Here is a 22,538-nt window from a genome sequence, read left to right as displayed (position 1 = left end):
ACTGAGTCTCTCAGTGAAGTATATTCATTAAAGCCTCTATGTCAGCCCTTCAAAACCAAACATGGATGATAATCCACTATAAAAACTCTTCACGAACTATTTTACAAAATCAGTATGATTGTCTGAAAGGAGGACCTGCTCATGAATCCAAATCCATCGACTAATAACATGATCCAAATTGATGAACCTACTTTTAAACAACGCTTTAAAAAAGGTACAAAGCAATGGATAGATGTATTTCCTTTTATCATTTTAGGGTTAATTGGAGCGAGTGTCTTTGTTGTTTACCCGCTAGTAAAGGGAGTTATTATGAGCTTCCAAGACTATAACATTATGCCAGGTGCTGAAAGTCCGTTTGTTGGATTTGAAAATTATATGAAAGCATTTAGTGATGAAAAATTCCGTTATGCGGTCCGAAATACATTTTTAAATACGGTCGTTACCGTGCCGATAAACTGGTTTTTAGGTCTATTTTTCGCCGTTTTAATCAACTTACAATTCATTAAATTTAAAGTAACATTCCGGACTTTATACTATTTACCGATTATTACATCATGGATCGTAGTTGCATTCTTATTCCGTTACTTATTCGCTGATGGCGACAGTGGTCTTATCAACTATATTCTAGTTAACGCTGGTCTTATTGACCAACCGATTAGCTGGTTACAAAATCAATGGACAGCCATGATTGTTATTTGGGTATTCCACATTTGGAAAACCGTAGGGTGGGCCGTTGTTATTTACTTAGCGGCACTTCAAGGGATTCCAAAGGATTTATATGAAGCAGCAAGCATTGATGGGGCAGATGGTATTAAGTCATTTATGCACATTACAATCCCAATGCTTAAACCAATTACTGCTTTTGTCATCATCAACCTTGTTATGGGAGCATTCAACATCTTCCCACAAGTATACTTCATTACTAATGGTGGGCCGATGGGACAAACAGAAGTATTACAGAGCATGATTTATAAAGAAGCATTTAACAACTTTAACTTTGGGTATTCATCAGCACTAGGGGTTATGATGGGTCTCACCATTTTCATAATTACGTGGACTCAACAAAAAAATATCGGAAAGCAGCGCATGCTATAACACATTACTTCTCCAAAAGGAGGTTAGATTATGAAAACGAATATTTTTTCAAAAATAATAGTTTATACAATTTTAATATTCGGGGTCGTTATATTTATCACACCATTTATTTACATGTTGATGACGACATTCGTAGGCGAAGCGTATACGTTACCCCGTCCAAAACAAGTATTCTCAGCCATACCTAATTTAACAAACTATGAAATTGTATGGACAAAAAATAACTTCTTCCGTTACTTCCTGAACAGTTTACTAGTAGCTGGTGTATCAACAGTGGGAAGCGTGTTTTTGGGGGCTATGACAGCTTATGCGTTTGTTCGCTTCACATTCCCAGGTAAAGAGTTCATCTTCCGTGCGTTTCTATTCACGATGATGATTCCACTAGTACTTGCAATCGTACCACAGTTTACAGTTATTAAATCTCTAGGTCTTGTAAACTCTTACTACGGTTTATGGTTAATCTATATCGGGGGAGGCGTGGTTGGTTCAACCTTCTTCCTACGTGGCTTCTTCGAATCTATTCCGAGAGAATATGAAGAGTCAATCTTAATGGATGGTGGCGGAAACTGGCGAATCTTCTGGAATATCTATCTACCACTTTCAAAGCCAGCACTAGGAACAATGGCTATATTCGCCTTCTCAGGTACATGGGATGAGTACTTCGTAGCACTAACAATTATTAAAGATGAAGTGATGCGTACATTACCAATCGCATTAATGATGTTCCAAGGAAAATACGCGAGTAACTGGGCATGGATATTTGCAGCGTCAATAATCGCGATTCTTCCGGTTATGATCATCTATATTATATTCCAAAAGAAATTTGTTCAAGGCGGAATCTCTGAAGGTGGCGTAAAGGGTTAATAACTGGGGAGCATCATCTCACCCAATCCAGCCTCGGATTATTCAATACCGACAAGCAATTAACAACGAAGACACACAAAATCTAAAAAGAAATTTGGTGACACGATGAAAAAGAGGAAACTGCTAGCACCCGTGTTAGCTTTATCATTAGCGGTAACAGGTCTTCAAGGCTGTTCTACAGATACGAATTTAGCACAATCAACTACGATCGAACAGGGGACATATTTTATGAATGTGACTACTGATCTAGCTGCCTATAAACCAGGTGATACGGTGAATTTTCAACTATCAATGAAGAAACAAGAGAAAGGTACCTCTCTTCTCGTTAAATACAAACACTTACACGAAACCATCCATGAAGAGGAAATCAAACTGGATGGCACGCAAAACGTGGAGTGGAGTTGGACACCGGGAGATGAGGACTTCAAAGGCTATCTTGTAGATGTGTATTTACAAAATGGAAAAGACATTGTAGATCATACAGCCATCGCAGTAGATGTATCCTCAGACTGGAGTAAATTCCCTCGCTATGGCTACTTAGCAGATTTTTACGAGCTTGAGAGAGAAGAGCAAGAGGCGGTTATCGAGAGACTGAATCGCTTTCATCTGAACGGCTTACAATTTTACGACTGGCAGTATAAGCATGAAAAACCGCTCAAAATGGAAAACGGAAAAGTAGCGGATACGTGGAAGGACATTGCCAATCGCATTGTTTCGAAGGAAACGGTCGAAACATACATCGAGCTAGCTCATGAAAAAAATATGATGGCGATGAACTACAATCTCCTATTCGGTGCCTATGAGGATCACGAAACAGAAGGAGTAAAGCGAGAGTGGGGCATATATAAAGATCCACTTCACCAAGATATTGATATGCATCCACTACCAGATAGCTGGGCAAGTGACATTCACTTAATGAATCCAGCTAATGAGGAGTGGCAGGATTTCATTTTTAATGCTGAAAAAGAAACGTTTGAGCACTTAGCATTTGACGGCTGGCATGTCGACCAGCTTGGGGACAGAGGCACGCGCTGGGATTATAACGGCGATCGTGTCGACCTTGCTGCCACATATTCCCCTTTCCTACAACGAGCGAAGGATGAGCTAGATGTACCACTAGTCATGAACGCTGTAGAGCAATTTGCACAAATGTATTTGGCAACACAAGCGCCTGTCGACTTTTTATATACGGAGGTATGGAGTTCATTCCCTCATTATAAAAATCTAAAAGGCATCATCGACCAAAACGGGAAATTTAGTAAAGGTAAGCTGCAAACGGTTTTAGCCGCTTACATGAATTACGACTACTCTAACTCTGTAGGAGAATTTAACACACCAGGTGTTCTTTTAACAAACGCTGTTATTTTTGCAGCGGGTGGCGCTCACCTAGAGCTTGGTGAGAACATGCTATCAAAAGAATACTTTCCACACAAAAACTTAACGATTACACCAGAGCTTGAGCAAAGTCTACAAAACTACTATGACTTCCTCGTAGCTTATCAAAACCTATTGCGCGACGGTGCAGAGGAGATTGAAAAGGACATCTCAATCGAAGGTGATATAGAAGTAAGCCAAGACGCTGAGTTAGGAAAAGTGTGGAGCTTTGTAAAGCAAAAGGATAACAAAGAAATCATACACTTAATTAATTTTACAGATGCTACGACAATGGAGTGGAAAGATAACGAAGGCTCACAAGCAGAGCCAACAGAACGTAAAGACGTGACTATCTCCATACCTACTGATAAAGAGGTAGCTTCTGTTTGGATGGCATCACCTGATGTGTACAACGCAACAAGCGTTACATTACCATTTAAAGAAAAAGACGGAGTTGTTACCATCACCTTACCATCACTTAAGTACTGGGACATGGTCGTACTGCAATATAAATAGACCTTGCTACCCTGAAAAGACAAGTGTACTATGATAGCTAGATAAGATAGTGACAAGAAAGGGAATCAGATAATGAAAGAAAAATTTGTTATTCGCAAAATCGCAACAAAGGTTGTGCTAACAATTTTACTCGTTATTCTGATTCCTGTTTTGTCGTTATCAGTATTTTCGTACGTATCCTCATCTAATATTGTAAAAGAAAATGTGCGAACAACCTCGATACAGCTTGTCAAACAAGCAGCTGATTCACTTTCATACATTTTTTCGGTCGGTAGCGATACTTCAAATCTCATATACAGTAGTGAAAAGCTGCAGGAAATAGTGATGGAAGATGGCGACAAACGATTACCGTATATAGAGCAAAGTCAAAACAATGAATTTATGTCTTATACGTTAAATTCTAGTGTATTTGCTAGTTCTTTTATAAAAACAATCTATGTTCTGCAGGAAAACGGTACAAGCTGGGGCAGTGGTACGTTTTCACGCGATAAACTAGCGAAATATAACTTGAACAAGCTAGAATGGGTGAACAGAGCAGTGGAGAAAGACGGTGAGGTTGTCTGGAGTCCGCTTCAATATGATCGGTTCAGTGGTGGTGGCCAAAACACAGATTTAGTGCTACCTGTCAGTCGCGTCATGAAGAACTTTCAAACCCTCGATAACATCGCCTACATCCAAGTTAGCATAGATGGTCGTGCGATTTTAGAAAAAATAAAAGCAATTAAGCTCGGGAATAGTGGCCGATTTTTCGTAGTCGACGAACAGGGTCGCGTTATGATTGATCCAGATTTGAGCCATATTGGAAAGCCTGTTCCGGATAATGACCTACTTTCTTATGTGAAAAATAAAAAAATAGTAGAATTCGAATTTGACTACGAAGGTAAAGCTTTGTATGGTGTGAAACAGCCAATCAGCAATGGTTGGACCATTGTAGGAGTGGCACCTGTCGAAGAACTAACAGGAGAGCTATTGCGTGTACGTGAAGTAACAGTTCTGTTAGCGTTTATCTTTACGATTGTCGCCGTAGCATTAGGGCTTTTACTAGCGAGACGCATCACTCGACCGATTAACAAACTAACGGAAGACATGAAGTTAGTTGGTGCAGGAGACTTCGCTGTTCAAACGAACGTCGAGTCCGACGATGAAATTGGTGTGATGAGTAAACAGTTCAATCATATGATAAGCCAAATTCACGACCTATTGGAGCAAGTAAAAGAGGAACAAGTACAGAAGAAAGAAGCAGAGCTACGAGCGATCAAACATCGAATCAACCCACACTTTTTATTTAACACATTAAGTACGATACGATGGCTGATTTCTTTTAAACAAACTGATAAGGCAAACAAAGCACTATCGGCACTCATTCGACTTCTTGAGGCGAACATGGGGAAAAAAGGTACCTTTGTCACAGTCAAAGAAGAAGTCGATATTTTAGAAAAATTTATTGATATTATGGAAATGCGCTATGAGCAAACGTTTCAGCTTCAAGTTGAGCTAGATGATACGGTTGAGGATTATGAAATACCAAGAATGCTGCTACAACCGCTAGTAGAAAACGCGATATTCCATGGTATCGTACCAAAACAGCAAACGGGTATCATCACAATACTAGGAGAGGCGCTCGGTGATGGGATTAAGCTCACAGTGAAAGACAACGGAGTAGGCTTCCCTGAAGAGAAGTCACGAGCATTGAATACGCAAGCAGAAACATTTGTCGGCATCGGCTTAAGTCATGTATACGATTCGGTACGGCTATATTTTGCGAGTGACTCTAGAGTGAAGATTGAAAGTGACGAGACAGGAACGACCATTGTACTTATTTTAAAATCATAAGCATTTCTGTAAAATGTTAGATTTATCGTAAAAACAGAAACGAGTGCTTTAAGCACGAGAATTGCTCACAAAACAGAAACGAGCGCTAAAACGCGAGAATTGCTTGCAAAACAGAAATGAGCGCTAAAACCGCGAGAATTGCTCACAAAACAGAAACGAGCGCTAAAACCGCGAGAATTGCTCACAAAACAGAAACGAGTGCTTTAAACGCGAGAATTGCTCACAAAACAGAAATGAGCGCTTTAACCGCGAGAATTGCTTGCAAAACAGAAACGAGTGCTTTAAGCGCGAGCATTTCTTGCGAAAAAACTACGGCAACGCGATTTACTCATGGTGGCCGACGTAATTTGAATGCTTAAAACAGCTAAGGGGTGAACGTATGTATAACGTGATGATAGTTGATGATGAGCCGGTCATCCGTTTTGGGTTAAAGGCTTCGGTTGCTTGGGATGAAGAGGGTCTTCATTTTATCGGAGACTATCCGAACGGAGAAGAGGCGTGGAAAGCGATGGAGCAACACCATGTCGACATTCTTATAACAGACATCAAAATGCCTATCATGGATGGGTTAACATTAATGAAGCACGCGTTGCAGAAGTTTCCTAAGCTTAAAGTTGTGCTTGTCAGTAGCTACAACGACTTTGAGTATGTACGTGCAGGTTTACAGCAAGGTGCGGTTGACTATGTGTTAAAACCAACGCTAGAGCCGGAACAATTTACAAACCTAATTCGAACATGCAAATCCAAGCTGGAGGATGAACAAAAGCTAGAGACTAAACTAGATTTAGCAGACCGTACGGCTCGCTTGCAACAGCGAAAGGCACTTGAAGATTATGTGAAATACCGAATTTTACACGAGCCGTCTACTCTGCAGGCAGACCAGTTACCTCCATGGCTGCAAGAAAAGATTCTTGTCGTTTGTGTAAAAACGCAACGTATACATCACATGGAGGATCAATATGGTTTTTTGTACAAAACCTTTTTATTAGAAGAAGTGCAAAATCATTTGTACGAACGGTGCAGTGAAAGTATAAGTGTGATAGTCAGTGAGAATGAGTTACTCGTCATGACAAAGGCACCCGCTCAGCCGGCAGACTTAATTGCTACGTGGAAAAAGAGCATAGAACCGACTGTCAAATGGACATTTACATTTGGGTATCACATTGTAAATGATTTACTTGATATTGCAGATGGCTTTGCAAAAAGTGAGGCAGCGTGCGAACAGTACTTTTTCCATAGTCAATCATCTATTTTTTCATACAAAGACACGACACAGACTGACGTGGCGCATATGCAACTTGACAGCATCGATTTTCATGGTAGACCATATAACCATGATAAGGCTATCGCATTTATTGAAGAGCGCCAACGCATATGGAAGACGGAGCAATTAACAGCAGAAGCCATTAAGCAAGAGGCGTGCGATATAGTCATGGCTCTATTTCAAAATCAGTTAGATTACTCAAATATAATCACTCGTTGTACAGAGCTGCAACGGTCAGAAACGTTGACAGATTTATTGGATGCGCTTTCTGAGAAGCTAGAGGAATGCAGGCAAGAGTTAGGGAAGCGTCATATGGAATCGTATCCTGAAAAGCATGTTATAGATCATGCTCTTCAATATATTCATCAATTTTACACAGGCGACTTAACATTGCAGAAGGTTGCAGACCATGTGCACGTAAGTCGTAATTATTTTAGCATTATGTTTAAAAAGTCAATGAATCAAACCTTCATAGACTACGTCATTGATCTACGCATAAATAAAGCAAAGGATTTGTTAGAAAATACAAGTCTAAAAGTATATGAAGTAGCAGAATCGGCCGGTTTTAACGATGTGAAATACTTTAGTAAGCTATTCAAAAGAATGACTGGTTACTCACCGATGGATTATCGTGCAGCTATGAAAAACGATGAGACATCGAGTTGATAGAATAAACACTATCTCATTGCTGGGAGGGAGTACTCATTATGAAAAAAATAAGCATGGTGGCAGCGCTTTTATTAACAGCCTTATCAGGTTGCGGCGGACACAATAATACCATCATTAACCATAAAGAGGCCCCTCCTACCGATGTCTTGAACAAGGTGGAGCTTGTATATTGGCACACGTACAGTGAAGAAGAAACAAAGGTGTTTGAAGAAGAAATATTATCGATGTTTGAAAGTGAATATCCCGACATAGATATTAAACCTGTGCGACAAGCACATACATCTCAATTAAAGTCGGCGATTATTGCTAGAGCATCAGCCAACCTACCGCCGGACATTGTTCGAATGGATATTGCGTGGCTCCCTAAGTTTGCACAGCTCGGTTTACTGTATCCAGTCAGTACGTTTGCAGATTTTAACACAATTCGAAAAGATTTATATGTCGCTCCTCTACAGTCTAATCTTTACGAAGGAAAATATTATGGCGTACCGTTAAACACCAATACAAAAGTAGCCATTTATAACATAGAGCGCCTGACTAAAGCGGGCATGTACCTTCCACCACAGACGATGGAAGAGCTTGAAGTAGCCAGTGCGCTATACGGCAATGTTATAGGCATGACGGGCTTGTCGGCTTGGGAAAGTTTACCGTATTTTTACGGATTCGGAGGCATGCTACTAAGCCCACAGAACAGAATTGCATCAGGATTTTTAAACAGTAAAGATAGCGTGCATGCTGTTGAACGCATGAAGGACTTGTATGACAGAGGACGAATAAATCCGCGCATGTTGCAAGGCAATGCCCAAACGTGGCAAGGCATCGAAACAGGGGATTACGTCATGATAGATGAAGGTCCATGGTATTTTAGCTTAAAAACAGACGAGCAATTACAAGAGCTGCAACATAAAATTCTAGTTGCTCCGTTTCCTGTGACGAATGGAAAAGGCTCCGTGCTTGGTGGCGAGAACTTAGTGATTATGAAGTCTAGCAAGCATCCCGAAGCAGCATGGACGTTTATAAAATGGATGATGGGCACCACGCCACAAGGTCTCATGGCAAAAACAGGCCTCATTCCGACGAATAAAAACGTTGACGTCTCAGAAGTGTTAGAGTTAAACCCCTATTTTCGAACGTATTTAACTGGTGTAGAACATGCCTTTTTAAGACCGCAGGTAGCTAGCTGGGATCAGATTGATCAAGTATACCGATATTACATGGAATTAATTTTTTCTAATAGCATCGACATTGAAACGGGTCTAAATAAGGCAGCCCAAGAAATAGACGAAATTTTATATAAAGAAAGGTAGTTATGTGATGAATAAAAAATGGTGGAAAGACAGTGTTGTATATCAAATTTACCCTCGTAGCTTTATGGACAGTAACGGCGACGGCATCGGTGACTTACGAGGTATTATCTCTAAACTAGACTATTTAAAAACGTTAGGAGTGGACGTTGTCTGGCTATCGCCTGTATACAAATCTCCTAATGATGATAACGGCTATGACATTAGTGATTACCAAGGAATTATGGATGAGTTTGGGACAATGGCCGACTGGGACGAGCTATTAGCGGGCTTACACGACCGTGGTATGAAACTTATTATGGACCTTGTTGTCAACCATTCCTCAGACGAGCATGCGTGGTTTGTAGAATCTCGCAAATCAAAGGATAACCCATATCGAGATTACTATATTTGGAGACCGGGTAAGGATGGGCAAGAGCCAAATAACTGGACATCCTTCTTTAGTGGCTCAGCATGGCAGTACGATGAAACAACAGAGGAGTATTTTTTACATTTATTCAGTAAAAAGCAACCAGACTTAAACTGGGAAAACCCAAAGCTTCGCCAAGAAGTGTACGATATGATGACGTGGTGGCTTGATAAAGGAATTGATGGTTTCCGTATGGACGTCATTAACCTTATTTCTAAGGCCGATGGTCTACCGAGCGCGCCGGGTGGTAAACGCTATGATTGGGGCGGTGACTTCTTCATGAACGGTCCGCGCGTGCATGAATATTTGGAGGAAATGAACCGTGAAGTTTTATCAAAATATGACATTATGACTGTCGGCGAGTGTCCAGGGGCAGGAGCCGCGGACGCTGTTCGCTATGCAAACAATGAAGGCACAGAGCTTGATATGATTTTCACGTTTGAACATATGGATCTTGACTCTGGCCCGGGCGGAAAATGGGATGTGAAGCCATGGCAGTTAGCAGATTTGAAAGCAGTCATGTCGAAATGGCAAAAGGACTTAGAAGGCAAAGCGTGGAACAGTTTATATTTAAACAACCATGATCAACCGCGGATGGTATCACGTTTCGGAAATGATTCGGAGTATCGCGTCGAATCAGCGAAAATGCTTGCAACATTTTTACACATGATGCAAGGTACACCATACATTTACCAAGGTGAAGAAATTGGGATGACAAACGTGCAGTTTGAATCGTTGTCAGACTATAACGATTTAGAAATTCACAATATGTACCGTGAAAAAGTAGTAGAAGGTGGCGAAGACCATCAGAAAATAATGGAGGCCATTTATGTAAAAGGTCGTGACAACGCGCGTACACCAATGCAATGGGATGCTAGTGAGCATGCGGGATTTACAACGGGCACACCTTGGCTAAAAGTGAATCCAAACTATGCGGACATCAACGCTGAGCAAGCACTCGACGACGCAAACTCTATTTTTTACTATTATCAAAAGCTCATCCGTCTTCGCAAAGAATTCGACATTATCGTGTACGGTACGTATGACCTGGTTTTACCAGATCACGACCAAGTATATGCTTACACGCGCACACTAGTTGACGAGCAGCTCGTCGTGTTAAACAACTTTACTGGCGAAGAAGCTATGGTAGAGCTGGAGATTGGCGAGTTTGCTGATAGCAATCTATTAATTGGGAATTATGAAGACGTTGCGGGGACATTTGCTGGCAAGGCAACCCTTCGTCCTTATGAAGCAAGAGTATATCTTTTGAAAAAATAATAGTATAAGGACGCGACACTGCTGGTGGTGGTATCGCGTTCTTTTTGTTTTTTAAAAGTAACTAGGGTGCGGTATTGTTCCCTTGTGCATTCACATTCCCCTCTCCGATATGGTTTTATTATTTTCCCTATCATAACGTACTGATGCGTTCGACAGTGTCTTTTTTAAATGAAATAGTGTTGTTTGTTAAGCGCTTACAGTAGACCCGTTGTATTGAAAAATAAAACGATTACAGTATAGATATACGCAGCTGAGAAGGCTTGCGGGGAAATCGAGAATCGGCTTATGACGCCGATAGTGACAGGGGGAATAAGCATGAAAGTTGTGAAAGTTGGATTAGTTGGCTTAGGAGGCATGTCTAGAGCGCACATACGGATGCTAGGAGAGATCCCGAATGCGAAAATAGTGGCTGTTTGTGATATTAAGGAAGATGTTTTAAAAACAACAGGGGATGAACTAGCAATTGAAGAAAATAAGAGATTTACAGATTATGAGGATTTAATAAAGGATGCGGACGTTGACGGTGTGTTATCGATTACTCCCAACGATGTCCATGCAGGTGTAATAGAAGTATGTATTAAATACGGAAAGCCTGTAATGGCAGAAAAGCCATTCACGGTGAATTTTGAAGAAGCTCGAAAGCTTGCGAATTTGTATAAGGAGAATCCTATTCCTTGTATGGTCGGCTTCTCATATCGTTATATTCCTGCGTTCCGTCAAGCTAAAAAGCTGCTTGAAGAGAACGCAATTGGCAAGGTTCGACACGTAGCTGTTCGCTATTTACAAGGCTGGGGCTCAGAGGAGTTTAATACATCGTTTTCGTGGCGATTTAGCAAGAAACAATCAGGATCTGGCGCATTAGGAGACCTAGGCGCGCACATGATTGACAGCGTGAGATATTTAATCGGCGAGCTAAAGCAAGTTTCAGCGATGACAACAACATTTATCTCTGAGCGTCCGGATGCAGCGTCTGGTGAAATGAAGCATGTTGATGTCGATGATTTCACAAGCTTCCAAGCTACTTTTGACAACAACATTATGGGGCTGTTCGTGACAACTAGAAATGCGATCGGATCAGGCAATGAGCTGGATGTTACCGTATATGGAGAAAACGGCACCATAAATATTTGCTGCGAAAGACCAGACCGCATTGAGATTAAGCGAAAAGACAAAACCGAGACGCTTCATGTAGCGCCTGAGTTTTATCGTAACCAATTAGCGGATTTCATCGACCTTGTATTAGGTGAACACCCGAAGGATATGCCAAATTTTTACGACGGCTACCATAATCAAAGAATCCTAGACAAAATCATCGAATCAGCAGAGCAAAGCAAATACGTGAATGTGGAGGAGACTATGCAATGAACATAACAATATGGAACGAATATCGTCATGAACAACAAAATGAAGAGGTACGTCGCGTCTACCCAGACGGCATTCACGGCGTAATCAAACAATTTTTATTAGAAGATGGGTTTGAATCTGTTGTGACTGCCACGTTAGACGAACCAGAACACGGGCTAACAGATGAAGTGCTGAACAACACAGATGTGTTAATTTGGTGGGGGCACATTGCACACGATGAAGTGAGCGATGAAATTGTCGAGAAGGTCAAACGCCGCGTCCACGACGGCATGGGACTAATTGCGTTGCACTCAGCCCATTACTCTAAAGTGTTCCGCGGTTTAATGGGCACAAACTGTGGCTTAGAATGGCGTGAAGCCGATGACAAAGAAATTCTCTGGGTAGTCGACCACACGCATCCCATCACACAAGGCATTGATAAGAAAATCGAGCTAGACATCGAAGAAATGTACGGCGAGCGCTTCAACATTCCGGAGCCAGACGAACTATTGTTCATCAGCTGGTTCACAGGCGGCGAAGTGTTCCGCAGTGGCTGTACGTACAAGCGTGACAAAGGAAAAATCTTCTACTTCCGACCAGGTCACGAAACTTTCCCAACATACTATCACAAGGACATCCGACGCGTTATTTGTAACGCTGTCAGATGGGCCGCACCTGTTGGGGTGTGAAATAGTAGCTTGGGATTGAGTACTAGTATTCTGATTAAATACCACACGTAGCCAACTTCGTATAAAATGTACACACGAACAAAAAACTTGGTCAAAAACTGACCGAGTTTTTTTGTGTTGCTGTTACTTGGAAGTGACGAGTTCGCACTCAAATACACCCATAAAAGAGGGATTTCACGTCGGGAATATGACAACTTGGTGAACATCGACACGGAAGTGGTAGATAATCGACATGGAACCGGTAGAAATTCGACACGGAAGTGGTAGATAATCGACACCGAACCGGTAGATAATCGAAAACCAGCGCCGCCAGCGGAAACCCAGACACCATAGTGCCCGCGCCCCAAGGCGGAAAAACGACAAGCGACGGCGGATAATCGACAGGTCACGGAGGAAACCCAGACCCGAGCAGCCGCAGACCCACCCCACGGCGGATAAACGACACGCCACCGCGGATAATCGACAAGTCACGGCGGATAATCGACAAGCGACGGCGGATAATCGACAAGTCACGGCGGATAAACGAGACCGCACGGCGGAAACCCAGACCCGAGCAGCCGCACCCCCACCCCACGGCGTAAAACCAGAATCCCACCGGTTCACGCCAGTCTCCGCGAGACCACGCTCACCCTCACGTCAGATAAACAAGCTACCGAACGCACGCACGACCTCCACCTAGTCATTTCGTCACGAAAATTTTGGAAAAATGATATTTACCATGAATTATTTAAGCGAATCCTTTATAATATTGATAGTAGTTTGTCGAAATGGGGGAGTCCAATGTTAAGAGGCTTTTATACAGCGGCATCGGGTATGCTAGCACAGCAACGCCGAACGGAGATGCTGACGAACAATTTAGCAAATGCAAATACACCTGGTTTCAAGGCAGATCAGTCCGCAGTCCGTGCGTTTCCTGAAATGCTCATGCAGCGCATGCAGGCAGATATGACACCGACTAAGGATGGGCAGACTGCAAGAAGAATGATACCAATTGGACCGATGAACACGGGCGTCTACTTACAGGAGACGATACCTAGCTTCAATCAAGGTGATATTCGAAGCACAGAGCGCTCCACAGACTTGGCTATCATTAACGGCACGATTCCAACGAACCCTGAGACAAATGTGCAAGGGACACTGTTATTTGCAGTTCAAGGGTCAGACGGGGCGACTCGATACACGCGAAACGGAAATTTTACAATAGATAGTCAAGGTTACTTAACAACAAATGACGGATACTACGTACTAGATGATACGAATAATCTTATACAACCGAATTCAAATGATTTTACAGTTGATAATAGCGGGACGATTTCAACAATGAACGGTCCACTTGCTACACTAAATATGGTCTATGCCGAAAACCCTATGAATCTTGTAAAAGAAGGCAATGGTTTATTCAGATCAGAACAGGATCTACCGGCAGCTATTAACAATCCAGACGTTTCTTTTAAAATTCAGCAAGGCGCACTCGAGCAATCCAATGTGGATACAGGCCAAACGATGACAAATTTAATGACGGCATATAGAACATTTGAGGCAAACCAAAAAGTCATTCAAGCTTACGACAGAAGTTTAGAAAAAGCAGTAAACGACATCGGTCGCGTATAATGATACATACATTAACACAGCCGAATTCATACTTTTTTTAAAAAAATAGGCTTTGACTTAAGAAAATGTAGCGAACTGCACGATACTGAACCGCCCGCGGAAAGCAAGTGCAGTGGAGCCGAAAATCAACATTGAAGTTAAGCAGAGCCAAAAAATTAGGGAGGTGGGCAATGATGAATCGCTCGATGATTACAGCGACAAATACAATGACGCAGCTGCAAAAAAAGCTTGATCTAATCAGTAACAATATCTCCAATATTGATACAGCTGGCTACAAAAAACGTGAAGCAAACTTCGGTGAGCTACTGGCACAGCAATTTAACAATCAACCTGTTGCAAAAGCCGAAGAAGGTATGCGTCTCACTCCGAACGGCATTCGCCTAGGAACAGGTGCCAAATTAGCCGATACAAGTATTATTATGTCACAAGGTAGTCTAAAACAAACAGAGCGTCCATTAGATCTTGCATTCACAAGCCCAGGTCAGTTTTTACAAGTACTTGCAAACAACGAGACGCATTATACTCGTAACGGTGCGCTATACTTGTCACAGCTTGAAGAAGGCTCTCAGCAATCCATGCTTGTAACGGGGGATGGACATCCGATCTTAGACGAAAATGGGAACACAATTGTCATAAATGGTGATATTCAACAAATAAATATTGAAAAAACAGGTACACTAACAATAACGGATTCTAACAATAATAGCGAAACTTGGAACTTAGGGGTCGTTAACATTGACCGTCCTAATATGATGACAGCGGTTGGTAGCAACATATTTGCCGCACCAGCTGATACGGCTGGTATAATTACTAACATGAATCGTGAAGATATTAGGTTACAGCAAGGAGCACTTGAGCAATCAAACGTTGATTTGACTAAGGAAATGACTGACATGTTAACAACACAGCGTTCATATCAATTTAACGCAAAATCCATTTCCATTGCGGACCAAATGATGGGCTTAATTAATGGAATTCGGTAAAGGAGCGTTTTAAAGTGGCTAGTAATGCAGAAAATACAAACTTAAAATCTCGTGCAGAGCTAAGGCGTTCGCGAGACCAAGAATACACAGAACAGGCTCGTCCTAAAGAAGAACCAATCAAGAAAAAAAAGAAACGGATACGAGTACGACTCATCCCAATTTGGATGCGCATTATCATTGTACTTGTATTGATGTTTGTTAGCCTAATAAGTGGTGCTATGTTCGGTTACGGCGTACTAGGTGACGGTGAACCAGCAGATGCCCTCAAATCATCAACATGGCAACATATCGTTGACCTAGTAAACAAAGAATAACCGCAGAGTGGGGACGGTTCTCACTCTGCCTAATTTTTTCTTTTTCTAACTCTTTCATTCTGCAAACCCGCAACGTACCGTAAACCGAAGGCACTTGCACAAAAACACTACACATGCCACGCACATCGCGCACCACAAAACCCGCATTATCTCTCAAACACTCATAACATAATACATCCACAGTCCATATTCGTTCATAGCGAAACGCCCACATTTCTTAATTGGTTCACAACGCCGCAACCCGTCCACCCCTTTATTCGTCCACAACGCAAAATATCCACAGTCCTAAATTCGCTCATATCGCCGCAATCCGTCCACAGTCCTAAATTCGCTCACAACGCCGCAACCCATCCATAGCCTTTAACTCATTCACAGCGCAAAACATCCACCATCCACAGCCCTTGAACTTTTCTTATCCACCATAAACCCGTATAATGAAAAAAACTACCTATACACATAAGAGGTGAATACATATGTTAGATATTACTCAAATTAAAGAAATCATACCCCATCGTTATCCATTTTTGTTAGTTGATCGAATTGAAGAAATTGAAGATGGTAAACGCGCTGTTGGAATTAAAAACGTTACAGCTAATGAAGAATTTTTCAACGGTCATTTTCCAGATTATCCTGTTATGCCTGGAGTATTGATTGTGGAGGCACTGGCTCAAGTTGGGGCGGTCGCTATGCTGAAAGTTGAGGAAAACCGCGGCAAGTTAGCATTTTTCACAGGAATTGACAACTGCAGATTCAAGCGCCAAGTAAAGCCAGGAGATCAGCTTCGTCTTGAAGTGGAAATTATTCGCATTAAAGGGCCACTAGGTAAAGGAAAAGGCGTCGCAACGGTAAATGGAGAGTTGGCATGTGAAACGGAGATAATGTTTGCTCTTAAATAATTTCTGAGCCCCTGCGCATACTAACGAAAGACCTAAAAGGGTCAATTTTTACGGATGCGAAAGGGGCGTTTAATCTTGAATAAAAAATGGTTATCTACTGTTGCAACTGCGTTAATGGCAGGAATTATGTTAACAGGCTGTGGGGCAGCTGGCGATAATGATGCACCTCCAGCAGGAGATAACAATCTTCAAGATGTTAACTATAGAAATGGATTAAACGATAATATGAACCAACCTCGAAATGTAAACAACAACAATCGTATGCTTGGCAACGACCGTGCAAATGACATGTTTGAGAACATCGACTTTGATGACAACGGAAACGACAGCATGGTTGACGACAACGGCATGCACTATTATGAGCGTAAAGGCTATGGTAATGACTTAAACAACACCAGATATGGCGACAGAATGGGAAATAACGGCCTAGATACAAACTTCAACGGTCGCACGGGTGGCGACTATGGTCGTGATATGGACCTGAATGATCGCTATGACCGTAACGACGGTACAAATGTAAACTTCGACCGTGATCTCAATGATATGGATCGTTACGACCGCGACCCGTTAGGTGGAAATGATGAAGGCAACGGCTTTGCTCGCTAATTAATAAATCACACCACAAAAAAGGCAGGGCGCACATTTAGTGGTGCCCTGTCTTTGATCTGGCTCTAGTCTTTGCCCATATGAATTGTGGATGCATGTCCATTAGCGCCGAACGGTTAAATCGAACGGTCAAATCGTCCATTAGCGCCGAAAGGTTAAATCGAACGGTCAAATCGTCCATTAGCGCCGAACGGTCAAATCGAACGGTTTTAAAATCGTCAATTAACGCCCAACGTCTCAAAGGCGATTACTCCTCTTCAAACTCATACTGCACAATCCGTTTAAAATCTTCCATCGTAGTGCGTGGGCCAAAATAAAACCTTTTTAATGTGTAAGGATCATCACCAGCACGTACATAACCTTGCTTTGTAGTAAAACCCATGGCAAAGCCAAGCTGTTCAACAATTTCAGTCGTTTCCTCATTAAATCGACCAAATGGATATGCAATAGTTCTCAACGAACTTTCATCATACACACCGTGCTCATACAATAAATCAAGGCTTGTGTGCAAATCATTGATAATGTGATCGGTTGGCACATCAATCAAAGATGTATAGTTTCCTTCTGAGTCAACTTGATGCAGCTCCTGTGTGTGACTTCCGAATTCAAACACATCGTCAATATCCTCTATTTCATCAAAATGAATAAACTGCTTGAAGCTCATCGGATCAAATGGCTCTATCGGACGATTGCCGCGCGACGTAATGATATATTCAACAGCTGTAAAACCAAACTCCTTTAAAATCGGGTACGCATATACGTAATTTGACTTTAAGCCATCGTCAAATTGAATCATTACACTTTTCTCTGGTAGCTCAATGTCACCGTTAATGAACTTGTACAACTCATCTAGCGTGATGGTGCGATAGCCATTTTCTTTTAAAAAAGCCATTTGCTCATAAAACATTTGCTTGTTTGTGGCAGGTAATCGGTCTTTGTAATGCTCGAACTCTTTGTCCTCAAGTATGTGGTGATATAGTAGAATTGGGACTTCAGTTGCGGTACTTTTTGTCGATGCTGTTTCCGAACATCCGGCTAAGGCAACAAATACTATCGAAAATACAGCAAAAAATAAGAGTCGTTTTAATGACATAATCAAACTCCTTTATACCTTTTTTCCTATATAATTATATTAAACTATTATTTGTTTGATAGATACCACCTATTTTTCCAGTTAACACAATAAAAATGTTCATAAAGTTTTTGTCATATAGTGTAGAGTTATGGTAATATTATTCATTAGACAAGTACAGTTTGGAGGTACTCTTGATTCATGCTGAAAAATCTTCCACACGGGGTTAAAATAAGTATATCCCGTTCGATCAACCAAGCATTTGAGCAATATATGAATGATATTAAATGGAGCGAAGATAAATTTAATCTGCAAAACTTCATGAACGAATGGCGTGCATATATTGAGAGCAATGCATCGTGGTTTGGAAAAGTAGACAAAGAGCTTAAGTCAAATCCTACTTTTCATGAGGAATTAGCGGGTAAAATAAATGAATGTATCAATAAGGTGTTATCAGAGGAACCAACTAGCGAACAAATTGAACAACTGGATAGACTCATTCACGAAACAGGTGCTCCTGACGTTTCGTATTCATGTAAAGCTGAAGCAAAATTTTATATTGACCAATTTACGATTCAATTAAAAAAAAACAGCAGCGACACAAAGTAGCATCGATCCTGTACTATCAGGCGTATGAAACAGATTTACCCGAACGAGACTACTCGTTAGGGGAATTAGAGGAAACAATCGAACAAGCAGAGCGTGACTTGCACGGAAAAGAACACGAAACCGACTTTGATGATGAAGAAAATGCACATACTTCGTTATATCATTAAATAAGAGGAGCAGGTTAACAAGCCTGCTCCTTCGTATTGGTTCGCGACCAATTCCTAATTTTCAGTAGCAGCTTGCATGGGACTGCGACTAGCACGCCCCTCGGTTAAAATGCTTGCGCTTATGGCTGCCCCATTTTGTGTCAGTCAACAGTTACGTCAGCACGCCCCTGCATCATCATCCCTGCCATATTACGTTGCCAATCTCTAGCTAAGACACCGTAAATAGCATGATCAACATAATGATCATATAGCCACTCCGCATCTCGCACAGTTCCTTCATATATAAATCCAAGTCGCTCAGGAATTGATCGGCTTTTTACGTTGCTTGTAGCAGCCCGAATATCCACCCGATTAAACTGTAATTCCTCAAAAGCATAGGTTGTTAACGCTTTGACAACCTTCGTCATAATCCCTTGTCCTTGATAGTCCGGTGCTAGCCAGTATCCAATGTAGACAATTTTATTTCTCCAATCAAGTGAGTTATAACTAGCCGTCCCGATAATCTTGCCGTTATACATAATGACAGTAAACATCCCAATTTGTTCAACGTACGCCTTCTGACAAGCGCGGATAAAATCAATCGAATCAGCCACCTTCGTAGTCCCGTCAACCCAAGGTAGCCATTGGCGGAGATATGTACGTGATTGATCAACTAATTCATAAATACTGTTAGCATCACTTAATTCAATTAACTTTAGCGAGATAGTATCATCCACTGTATACGAAAACATACACACTCCCCCTCATAAAATATTAACTAGTATAATATCACAAATCAAAAAACAATAGCTATGACTTATTTCGTAAGATTTTGTAAAAAATTATGAATGTAAACCGCTTTTAAAGGGGAGATTTTGCAAAAGATTACACAATTGCATGCACCACCAAACGCTGTCATAATCCAAACGTATTAAAAATCGAGATAAAATAAAGTTTAGTAGAACATCACAATTCAAAGTATTAAAAAGCTGTTTATACAACTATTATAAAAAAACAGAGAATTGTGTCGAAAGTAGGAGTTTTTGGTTAATATTTGTGACTAAATGCCTAAAAATGGTGGATTTTCAAACTTTTTGTCAAATTAAAATGGAGTTATTATAGAATAGTAATACTGTAAAAAAACGGTAAGGAGGGAAGGTTAATAACTTGAACCGAGTCATCATATTATATAGGAGGTGTAAGAAACGGTTACTACAATCCTTTCTTGGTTCAGGACACTTGCAGTAGCCAACACAAGCATGAAGTCTTTTGAGTTAGTTGAAATTATTTTCATATATCGTAGTAAAAAAAGACGCACTAATCGATCTTATAATCAATTAATCTTAAAAGAGGAACAGTGTAAATTCCTTCGTTCAAATAACAACAGCCTTTCCTCCAACCTTGCTGTTGCCTCGTGGATTTCGAAAGAACAAGGCAACATTCCCAATACACAAGTAACGCAAGACAAAATTATAAACTATGACAAGCTATACTTTCATGAGGAATGTCCGGTGGCGTTCGTATTTCGAACGCATGACATGAAAAATCAACTTGAAGTAATTGTAGATCATAGCCAATCACACATAGATGTAAAGTTTTTTAAGTGGCATGATAAACTTCATATGTTCAGGCGTCAAATGACACTACCAAATGATCTAGATCTAACAAATGTGTATGGCATACTGCAATCGTTTTTTATCGGAAACGGTATGCAATATAGATTTTTATATATTCCAAAAGCAGTTGATATAAAAGCTCGTTTGAAAAAACGAAAGTAATCACAAAAAACGTGTGGCTCATTAAAGCCACACGTTTTGTAAATTTTAGCACCTATTATTAGGTTTTAACGCAAGCTTAGCTACTAGGTTGTCGTAAAACCTTAGGTCATCGAAACGGCACGTTTTTTCTCATGAAGCTTCGCGCTGAACTGCTGAAGAAGCTCTTCACCTTCTAAGCCGTCATGAATTAAATCAGCTAGTATAGCTTCGGAAAATTGAGTCTTCTCGCCGACCATTTGAGCATGTATGAGTATGCTCATGTTAGTTTCCATGAGAGAAATTGAGTGAATCTTACCCTTCAACTTAGCGGGATCATTGTCTGGTTTAGATATTGTTGCGCGGATAGTCAATTCTAAATTTTGATCATTAATAGCCTGGAAAAATCCACGAAGTTCTTTCGTTGTCAAAATCTCAATCAACCAATTATTTTCGCCGTCTAATTTATTTATAATCAAACCATCAATTAGAGGAACCGCAATTCTATCAGGGCTACTGACTAACAGTGAAACAAGTTTGAACGTTTTCATACGAAAACCCTCCTACACACATAAGTGTCTATATGAAAAGCAATTTGCTTTTATGTAACGCGAATAGCATTCTTTATTCATATTATAGCATACTTGTTAGCCACTAAAATAATACAGATGACATGTCGAAAAAAAATTATAAAAAGTTCGATTTTTAATTTTTAACAAGAAAAGCGTCGAATATATGTAAAAAAACCCCATAATTATTTAAAAAAACAGCCTAAAAACACGTTTTTTGAAATTTTACAAACATTTTTATTAGCAGTACTATAAACTTGCTCAAACGAAACACAGAAGAAAGGAGTTTAAAGCATGAACAATGTAGTCTTAGTAGGTCGCCTTACTCGCGACCCCGAACTGAAATATTTAGGGAGTGGCGTAGCGGTGTCACATGTGACAATAGCGATTAATAGAAACTTTCGCAACGCTAATGGTCAAATTGATGCTGACTTTGTCAATTGTACAATCTGGCGCAAATCAGCCGAGAACATCGCGAACTATTGTCGGAAAGGATCGGTAGTAGGCGTAACCGGACGCTTACAATCAAGGTCATATGATAAGGATGGACGTCGCATCTATGTCACGGAAGTGGTGGCAGATCATGTTCAGTTTTTAAGTAAGCGGCCGCCTACCACCTCAGTGCCACAAACAATTTTAAACACAAATGAAACCGAAGAAGCACCAACGACACAAAATGAAACAACAGAACAAACAGAGAACTCATTAGAGGAAGCAGTTCCTTTTTAAAAAAAGGAGGCAGGCAAGTTGATTGAGGAACGTATCGACCGAATAGAAAGACTAGTACTAGATTTGCTATGTAAGGTAGCAAAAACCCACGAAAAACTAATCGACCTAGAAACTCAGTTAGTCCAAGCAATTGAAGAAGTTGCTGAAGAAACATCTCAGTCCGAGCGCCTAGGCAAACTGCAAGAACAACTAACCTCATTAGAAAGCTCCATGTATGACCTTCACGCAACGACCTTCACCAAGATCAGCTAACCATTTCAGCAACGACTGTTCCTCGCACCATTTGATTCCTCACAAGCTCCTGTCTTAAAGAAGCCTCGAAAGAGAATAAAAAAGCAGCCTCGATTTATCCCTCAAAGCTGAAGCCACTAGAAATAGTGGCTTGTTTTTTTGAAAAATTACATTTATTGGTCGTTGTGGAACTCTGTGAACGATCTAGCTTAACAACCTAAATCAAGGTCGAAATTAATCGCGCGACTTTTCTTCTAATCGCGCAACTTTTCTCCTAATCGCGCAACTTTCTGCTTTAATCGCGCAACTTTTCTCCTAATCGCGCAACTTTCTGCTTTAATCGCGTAACTTTTCTCCTAATCGCGCAACTTTCTGCTTT

At 40.9% G+C, this 22,538-nt stretch carries 22 protein-coding genes; 18 read left to right on the top strand and 4 right to left on the bottom strand.

What is annotated here, in order from left to right:
• The first annotated feature begins 141 nt into the window (after positions 1-141).
• From EJF36_RS19595 to EJF36_RS19530, 14 genes are all read left to right on the top strand, one after another.
• On the top strand, positions 142-1,095 hold the full coding sequence (locus EJF36_RS19595; protein ID WP_125907913.1) for a carbohydrate ABC transporter permease: 954 nt from the start codon (positions 142-144) through the stop codon (positions 1,093-1,095).
• Between the two features lie 30 nt (positions 1,096-1,125).
• Positions 1,126-1,959, top strand: coding sequence for a carbohydrate ABC transporter permease (locus tag EJF36_RS19590; RefSeq protein ID WP_125907912.1), 834 nt, complete (start codon positions 1,126-1,128; stop codon positions 1,957-1,959).
• A gap of 105 nt (positions 1,960-2,064) precedes the next feature.
• A complete protein-coding gene (locus EJF36_RS19585) occupies positions 2,065-3,849 on the top strand; it encodes a glycoside hydrolase family 66 protein (protein ID WP_125907911.1) in 1,785 nt (594 codons plus the stop codon).
• A gap of 72 nt (positions 3,850-3,921) precedes the next feature.
• A complete protein-coding gene (locus EJF36_RS19580; RefSeq protein ID WP_125907910.1) occupies positions 3,922-5,682 on the top strand; it encodes a sensor histidine kinase in 1,761 nt (586 codons plus the stop codon).
• 379 nt (positions 5,683-6,061) lie between these two features.
• Positions 6,062-7,612, top strand: coding sequence for a response regulator transcription factor (locus tag EJF36_RS19575; protein ID WP_125907909.1), 1,551 nt, complete (start codon positions 6,062-6,064; stop codon positions 7,610-7,612).
• A 41-nt stretch (positions 7,613-7,653) separates the two neighbouring features.
• On the top strand, positions 7,654-8,922 hold the full coding sequence (locus tag EJF36_RS19570) for an extracellular solute-binding protein (RefSeq protein ID WP_125907908.1): 1,269 nt from the start codon (positions 7,654-7,656) through the stop codon (positions 8,920-8,922).
• Positions 8,923-8,929: 7 nt separating this feature from the next.
• Positions 8,930-10,606, top strand: a complete 1,677-nt coding sequence (locus EJF36_RS19565) for a glycoside hydrolase family 13 protein (protein ID WP_125907907.1) — start codon at positions 8,930-8,932, stop codon at positions 10,604-10,606.
• A gap of 315 nt (positions 10,607-10,921) precedes the next feature.
• On the top strand, positions 10,922-11,971 hold the full coding sequence (locus tag EJF36_RS19560) for a Gfo/Idh/MocA family protein (RefSeq protein WP_125907906.1): 1,050 nt from the start codon (positions 10,922-10,924) through the stop codon (positions 11,969-11,971).
• Positions 11,968-12,639: a ThuA domain-containing protein gene (locus EJF36_RS19555; protein WP_125907905.1), complete on the top strand. Its 672-nt coding sequence runs from the start codon at positions 11,968-11,970 to the stop codon at positions 12,637-12,639. Before EJF36_RS19560 ends, EJF36_RS19555 begins: the two co-directional genes overlap by 4 nt.
• A gap of 780 nt (positions 12,640-13,419) precedes the next feature.
• Positions 13,420-14,250: a flagellar hook-basal body protein gene (locus tag EJF36_RS19550; protein WP_125907904.1), complete on the top strand. Its 831-nt coding sequence runs from the start codon at positions 13,420-13,422 to the stop codon at positions 14,248-14,250.
• Between the two features lie 173 nt (positions 14,251-14,423).
• A complete protein-coding gene (locus EJF36_RS19545) occupies positions 14,424-15,233 on the top strand; it encodes a flagellar hook-basal body protein (protein ID WP_125908464.1) in 810 nt (269 codons plus the stop codon).
• Between the two features lie 14 nt (positions 15,234-15,247).
• Positions 15,248-15,547, top strand: coding sequence for a DNA-directed RNA polymerase subunit beta (locus EJF36_RS19540; RefSeq protein WP_125907903.1), 300 nt, complete (start codon positions 15,248-15,250; stop codon positions 15,545-15,547).
• A 473-nt stretch (positions 15,548-16,020) separates the two neighbouring features.
• Positions 16,021-16,443 carry a 3-hydroxyacyl-ACP dehydratase FabZ gene (gene fabZ / locus EJF36_RS19535; RefSeq protein WP_125907902.1) on the top strand — a complete coding sequence of 141 codons (423 nt, stop codon included), beginning with the start codon at positions 16,021-16,023 and terminating at the stop codon, positions 16,441-16,443.
• 75 nt (positions 16,444-16,518) lie between these two features.
• The gene (locus tag EJF36_RS19530) at positions 16,519-17,049 is read left to right on the top strand and encodes a hypothetical protein (RefSeq protein ID WP_125907901.1); all 531 of its coding nucleotides are present in this window, start codon (positions 16,519-16,521) and stop codon (positions 17,047-17,049) included.
• Positions 17,050-17,086: 37 nt separating this feature from the next.
• Here the strand turns inward: EJF36_RS19530 and EJF36_RS19525 are convergent, their stop codons facing one another.
• Positions 17,087-17,290 carry a hypothetical protein gene (locus EJF36_RS19525; RefSeq protein WP_125907900.1) on the bottom strand — a complete coding sequence of 68 codons (204 nt, stop codon included), beginning with the start codon at positions 17,288-17,290 and terminating at the stop codon, positions 17,087-17,089.
• A gap of 6 nt (positions 17,291-17,296) precedes the next feature.
• Complete coding sequence (locus tag EJF36_RS19520; protein WP_125907899.1) at positions 17,297-18,142, bottom strand: polysaccharide deacetylase family protein; 846 nt, start codon at positions 18,140-18,142, stop codon at positions 17,297-17,299.
• 180 nt (positions 18,143-18,322) lie between these two features.
• Here EJF36_RS19520 and EJF36_RS19515 point away from each other — a divergent pair, with 180 nt between their 5' ends.
• Complete coding sequence (locus tag EJF36_RS19515; protein WP_125907898.1) at positions 18,323-18,730, top strand: hypothetical protein; 408 nt, start codon at positions 18,323-18,325, stop codon at positions 18,728-18,730.
• 307 nt (positions 18,731-19,037) lie between these two features.
• Here the strand turns inward: EJF36_RS19515 and EJF36_RS19510 are convergent, their stop codons facing one another.
• Positions 19,038-19,628 carry a GNAT family N-acetyltransferase gene (locus EJF36_RS19510; RefSeq protein ID WP_125907897.1) on the bottom strand — a complete coding sequence of 197 codons (591 nt, stop codon included), beginning with the start codon at positions 19,626-19,628 and terminating at the stop codon, positions 19,038-19,040.
• Between the two features lie 507 nt (positions 19,629-20,135).
• Here EJF36_RS19510 and EJF36_RS19505 point away from each other — a divergent pair.
• Complete coding sequence (locus EJF36_RS19505) at positions 20,136-20,654, top strand: hypothetical protein (RefSeq protein WP_125907896.1); 519 nt, start codon at positions 20,136-20,138, stop codon at positions 20,652-20,654.
• Positions 20,655-20,755: 101 nt separating this feature from the next.
• Here EJF36_RS19505 and EJF36_RS19500 read toward each other — a convergent pair whose 3' ends face one another.
• A complete protein-coding gene (locus EJF36_RS19500) occupies positions 20,756-21,181 on the bottom strand; it encodes a YwpF family protein (RefSeq protein ID WP_125907895.1) in 426 nt (141 codons plus the stop codon).
• Between the two features lie 312 nt (positions 21,182-21,493).
• On the opposite strand from EJF36_RS19500, the gene EJF36_RS19495 reads away from it, so the two are divergent.
• A complete protein-coding gene (locus tag EJF36_RS19495; protein WP_125907894.1) occupies positions 21,494-21,928 on the top strand; it encodes a single-stranded DNA-binding protein in 435 nt (144 codons plus the stop codon).
• A gap of 18 nt (positions 21,929-21,946) precedes the next feature.
• Positions 21,947-22,180 carry a hypothetical protein gene (locus tag EJF36_RS19490; protein WP_125907893.1) on the top strand — a complete coding sequence of 78 codons (234 nt, stop codon included), beginning with the start codon at positions 21,947-21,949 and terminating at the stop codon, positions 22,178-22,180.
• Positions 22,181-22,538: the final 358 nt, after the last annotated feature.

The sequence above is a fragment of the Bacillus sp. HMF5848 genome (genome assembly GCF_003944835.1).
Classification (GTDB): Bacteria; Bacillota; Bacilli; order Bacillales; family HMF5848; genus HMF5848.
The sequence above is the reverse complement of the archived record's forward strand: the minus strand, read 5'-3'. Positions and strand labels throughout refer to the sequence as shown.

Coding starts and splice junctions, on each gene's coding strand:
- EJF36_RS19585 (WP_125907911.1), top strand. CDS start 2,065: ATGAAAAAGAGGAAACTGCTAGCACCCGTGTTAGCTTTATCATTAGCG.
- EJF36_RS19560 (WP_125907906.1), top strand. CDS start 10,922: ATGAAAGTTGTGAAAGTTGGATTAGTTGGCTTAGGAGGCATGTCTAGA.
- EJF36_RS19510 (WP_125907897.1), bottom strand. CDS start 19,628: ATGTTTTCGTATACAGTGGATGATACTATCTCGCTAAAGTTAATTGAA.
- EJF36_RS19495 (WP_125907894.1), top strand. CDS start 21,494: ATGAACAATGTAGTCTTAGTAGGTCGCCTTACTCGCGACCCCGAACTG.
- fabZ (WP_125907902.1), top strand. CDS start 16,021: ATGTTAGATATTACTCAAATTAAAGAAATCATACCCCATCGTTATCCA.
- EJF36_RS19520 (WP_125907899.1), bottom strand. CDS start 18,142: ATGTCATTAAAACGACTCTTATTTTTTGCTGTATTTTCGATAGTATTT.
- EJF36_RS19515 (WP_125907898.1), top strand. CDS start 18,323: ATGCTGAAAAATCTTCCACACGGGGTTAAAATAAGTATATCCCGTTCG.
- EJF36_RS19595 (WP_125907913.1), top strand. CDS start 142: ATGAATCCAAATCCATCGACTAATAACATGATCCAAATTGATGAACCT.
- EJF36_RS19500 (WP_125907895.1), bottom strand. CDS start 21,181: ATGAAAACGTTCAAACTTGTTTCACTGTTAGTCAGTAGCCCTGATAGA.
- EJF36_RS19505 (WP_125907896.1), top strand. CDS start 20,136: ATGAAGTCTTTTGAGTTAGTTGAAATTATTTTCATATATCGTAGTAAA.
- EJF36_RS19590 (WP_125907912.1), top strand. CDS start 1,126: ATGAAAACGAATATTTTTTCAAAAATAATAGTTTATACAATTTTAATA.
- EJF36_RS19575 (WP_125907909.1), top strand. CDS start 6,062: ATGTATAACGTGATGATAGTTGATGATGAGCCGGTCATCCGTTTTGGG.
- EJF36_RS19555 (WP_125907905.1), top strand. CDS start 11,968: ATGAACATAACAATATGGAACGAATATCGTCATGAACAACAAAATGAA.
- EJF36_RS19545 (WP_125908464.1), top strand. CDS start 14,424: ATGAATCGCTCGATGATTACAGCGACAAATACAATGACGCAGCTGCAA.
- EJF36_RS19570 (WP_125907908.1), top strand. CDS start 7,654: ATGAAAAAAATAAGCATGGTGGCAGCGCTTTTATTAACAGCCTTATCA.
- EJF36_RS19550 (WP_125907904.1), top strand. CDS start 13,420: ATGTTAAGAGGCTTTTATACAGCGGCATCGGGTATGCTAGCACAGCAA.
- EJF36_RS19565 (WP_125907907.1), top strand. CDS start 8,930: ATGAATAAAAAATGGTGGAAAGACAGTGTTGTATATCAAATTTACCCT.
- EJF36_RS19580 (WP_125907910.1), top strand. CDS start 3,922: ATGAAAGAAAAATTTGTTATTCGCAAAATCGCAACAAAGGTTGTGCTA.